Origin of the sequence: Pseudomonas sp. RW407 (assembly GCF_003176655.1) — a bacterium.
In the GTDB taxonomy this organism is placed as follows: Bacteria; Pseudomonadota; Gammaproteobacteria; order Pseudomonadales; family Pseudomonadaceae; genus Pseudomonas; species Pseudomonas delhiensis.
Genome location: NZ_QGSL01000029.1, coordinates 1,190 through 5,694, shown reverse-complemented (window position 1 = coordinate 5,694; position 4,505 = coordinate 1,190). Strand labels below are relative to the sequence as shown.

Genomic DNA, 4,505 nt, shown 5'->3' with positions numbered 1-4,505 from the left:
GCCCAGGTCAACGTCAACGAGACCGACACCCCGGTCAGCACCGGCGGCCAACTGACCATCACCGACGTCGACAGCCCGGCCACCTTCGTCGAGCAGACCAACGTCGCCGGCCAGTACGGCCACTTCACCTTGGCTGCCGACGGTACCTGGAGCTACACCGCCGACTCGGCCTACAACGAGCTCAAGCAGGGCGAGACACTCACCGACACCTTCAGCGTCCAGAGCGCGGACGGCACGCCGTCCAGCGTCACCGTCAACATCGTCGGCAGCAACGACGCGCCGGTGGCCCAGGCCGCCAGCGCCAGCGCCGTGGAAGGCGGCAGCCTGCAGCCGGGCGCCGTCGCCAATGCTACCGACGGCTCGGCGCTGACCCTGACCATCACCACCACGCAGCCGGGCGAGACCATCGGTTTCAACTGGACGTTCAGCACCCAGGACTACGCGCCCTTCAACGACTTCGCCTTCGTGCAGGTCAACGGCCAGGTCGTCACCCTGCTGAGCAGCGTCGCCGCGGTGGGCGACTACGGCACTTCGGGCCCGCAGGCCTTCAGCCATACCTTCGACCAGCCGGGCACCTATACCCTGGTGATCGGCGTGGCGGACAGCGGCGACAGCTCCGTCGACTCCACCCTGGTGCTGAGCAACCTGCCGCCGCAAGCCAGCGTCGTCGGCACGGTCGGCCAGGCGGTGCAAGGCGGCACCGGCTGGACCCTCACCAGCAACGGTGCGAACAACCAGGCGCTGGTGAACCAGCTCAAGCCGGTCAGCGAGATCACCGGCCAGCTGCAGGCCAGCGACGTCGACCATGGCGCCCAGCTGAGCTACTCCGTCGACGGCACCGCGCCGGCCGGCTTCACTCTGCGCAGCGACGGCAGCTGGGTGTTCGACGCCAAGGACCCGGCCTACGACAGCCTGGCCGCGAACCAGGTGAAGGTGCTGCAGATCGGCTACACGGTGACCGATGAATACGGCGCCACCGGCAGCAGCACCCTCACTCTGACCATTACCGGCACCAACGACGCACCGGTGGCCAACGCAGACCAGGCGCAGACCCCGATCAACGTGGCGTTGCCGAGCATCGACGTGCTCGGCAACGACACCGACGTCGACGGCGACACGCTCAGCGTCAGCAAGGCGGTGCTAGCCGACCCCAGCCAGGGCAGCATCAGCATCAACGCCGACGGCACCCTGAACTTCGTGCCCGGCGACAACGTCAGCGGCAACGTGGTGATCCACTACGAGATCAGCGACAGCCATGGCGGCAGCGCCAGTGGCAGCCTGACCGTGCAGGTGGGCGGCAACACCCCGCCGCAGGGCGCCGACCGCACCGACAGCATCGCCGAGGACAGCAGCCGCAGCTTCAGTGCCGCCGACTTCGGTTTCAACGACGCCGATGCCGGCCAGCACCTGCAGGCTGTGCGCATCGACAGCCTGCCGGGCGCCGGCAGCCTGACCCTCGACGGCGTCGCCGTCGTCCAGGGCCAGGTGATCGCTGCCGCCGACCTCGGCAAGCTGCTGTTCACCCCCGACGCCAACGGCAATGGCGCGCCCTACGCCAGCTTCGGCTTCAGCGTGCAGGACAGCGCCGGCGCCTTCGACAGCACTCCGCACACCTTCACCCTGGACGTCACCCCTGTGGACGATCCCTCGGTACTGGCGCCGAACTACGCGAGCCTGGACGAGGACAGCGGCAGCGTGAGCGGCAACGTGCTGACCAACGACGTCGACATCGATGACATCCTGAGCGTGAGCAGCTACAGCGTCGCCGGCTTCAGCGGCAGCATCGCCGCCGGCACCAGCACCACCATCGTCGGCGTCGGCAGCCTCGTCATCAACGCCGACGGCAGCTACAGCTTCACCCCGGACGCCAACTACCACGGCGCCGTACCGCAGATCACCTACACCACCAACACCGGCTCCAGCTCGACGCTGGACATCACCGTGAACTCGGTGAACGACGTGCCGCTGGCCGATAACGGCAGCAAGACCACGCTGGAGGACACGCCGGTTTCCGGTCAGGTCGTGGCCAGCGACGTCGATGGCGACACTCTCACCTACACCCTGAAGTCGGGCGGCGAGCCGGCACACGGCACCCTGGTGCTGGATCCTGCAACAGGCAGCTACACCTATACCCCGAACGCGAACTACCACGGCGACGATAGCTTCATCGTCGTGGTCGACGATGGCCACAACGGCACCACCGAGTCCGTCGTCAACATCACCGTCACCTCGGTGAACGACAACCCAACGACCAGCGACGACAGCAAGACCACCGCCGAGGACACCCCGGTTTCCGGCCAGGTCGTGGCCAGCGACGTCGATGGCGATACCCTCACCTACACCCTGAAGTCGGGCGGTGAGCCGGCACACGGCACCCTGGTGCTGGATACCGCGACCGGCAGCTACACCTATACCCCGAACCTGAACTATCACGGTCCGGATAGCTTCACCGTAGTGATCGACGACGGCCATAACGGCACCACCGAATCCACCGTCACCCTCACCGTCACCTCGGTGAACGATGTCCCGGTGACCAGCGACGACAGCAAGACCACCACCGAGGACACCCCGGTTTCCGGGCAGGTTGTGGCTAGCGATGTCGACGGAGACATCCTGAGTTACACCGTCAAATCCGGCGGTGAGCCGGCACACGGCACCCTGGTCCTGGATCCTGCGACCGGCAGCTACACCTATACCCCGAACCTGAACTACCACGGTCCGGATAGCTTCACCGTGGTGATCGACGACGGCCACAACGGCACCACCGAATCCACCGTCACCCTCACCATTACCTCGGTGAACGACGTCCCGGTGACCAGCGATGACAGCCAGACCACCGCCGAGGACACCCCGGTCTCCGGCCAGGTCGTCGCCAGTGATGTCGACGGTGATGCCCTTACCTACACCCTGAAATCGGGCGGTGAGCCGGCACACGGCACCCTGGTACTCGACCCAAGCGCCGGCCAGTACACCTATACGCCGAATGCGAACTACCACGGCGACGACAGCTTCACCGTGGTGATCGACGACGGCCATAACGGCACCACCGAATCCACTGTCACCCTCACCGTCACCTCAGTGAACGATGATCCGGTGACCAGCGATGACAGCAAGACCACCGCCGAGGACACCCCGGTTTCCGGGCAGGTTGTGGCCAGCGATGTCGATGGAGACATCCTGAGTTACACCGTCAAATCCGGCGGCGAGCCAGCCCACGGCACCCTGGTGCTGGATCCTGCGACCGGCAGCTACACCTACACGCCGAACGCGAACTACCACGGCGACGACAGCTTCACCGTGGTGATCGACGACGGCCACAACGGCACCACCGAGTCCACCGTCACCCTCACCATTACCTCGGTGAACGATGTCCCGGTGACCAGCGATGACAACAAAACCACCGCTGAAGACACTCCGGTCTCCGGGCAGGTCGTGGCTAGCGATGTCGACGGAGACATCCTGAGTTACACCGTCAAATCCGGCGGTGAGCCGGCACACGGCACCCTGGTCCTGGATCCTGCGACAGGCAACTACACCTATACGCCGAACGCGAACTACCACGGCGACGACAGCTTCATCGTCGTGGTCGACGATGGCCACAACGGCACCACCGAATCCACCGTCAGCATCACCGTCACCTCGGTGAACGACGCCCCGACGACCAGCGACGACAGCAAGACCACCGCCGAGGACACCCCGGTTTCCGGCCAGGTCGTGGCCAGCGACGTCGATGGCGACACTCTCACCTACACCCTGAAGTCGGGCGGTGAGCCGGCACACGGCACCCTGGTCCTGGATCCTGCGACAGGCAACTACACCTATACGCCGAACGCGAACTACCACGGCGACGACAGCTTCATCGTCGTGGTCGACGATGGCCACAACGGCACCACCGAATCCGTCGTCAACATCACCGTCACCTCGGTGAACGATGTCCCGGTGACCAGCGACGACAGCAAGACCACCGCCGAAGACACCCCGGTCTCCGGGCAGGTCGTGGCTACCGACGTCGACGGTGACGCCCTCACCTACACCCTGAAGTCGGGCGGTGAACCGGCACACGGCACCCTGGTGCTGGATCCTGCGACCGGCAGCTACACCTATACGCCGAACGCGAACTACCACGGTCCGGATAGCTTCACCGTGGTGATCGATGACGGCCATAACGGCACCACCGAATCCACCGTCACCCTCACCATTACCTCGGTGAACGACGTCCCGACGACCAGCGATGACAGCAAGACCACCGCCGAGGACACCCCGGTTTCCGGGCAGGTCGTGGCTAGCGATGTCGATGGAGACATCCTGAGCTACACCGTCAAATCCGGCGGTGAGCCAGCCCACGGCACCCTGGTGCTGGATACCGCGACCGGCAGCTACACCTATACGCCGGACTCGAACTACCACGGTCCGGATAGCTTTACCGTGGTGATCGATGACGGCCACAACGGCACCACCGAATCTACCGTCACCCTCACCGTCACCTCAGTGAACGATGATCCGGT

Annotated in this window: 1 protein-coding gene; it reads left to right on the top strand. The window is 65.3% G+C overall.

The annotated features are described in order from the left end of the window. The coding region (locus tag DK254_RS00890) for an Ig-like domain-containing protein (protein WP_218281384.1) at window positions 1-4,505 on the top strand (4,505 nt) is incomplete at both ends.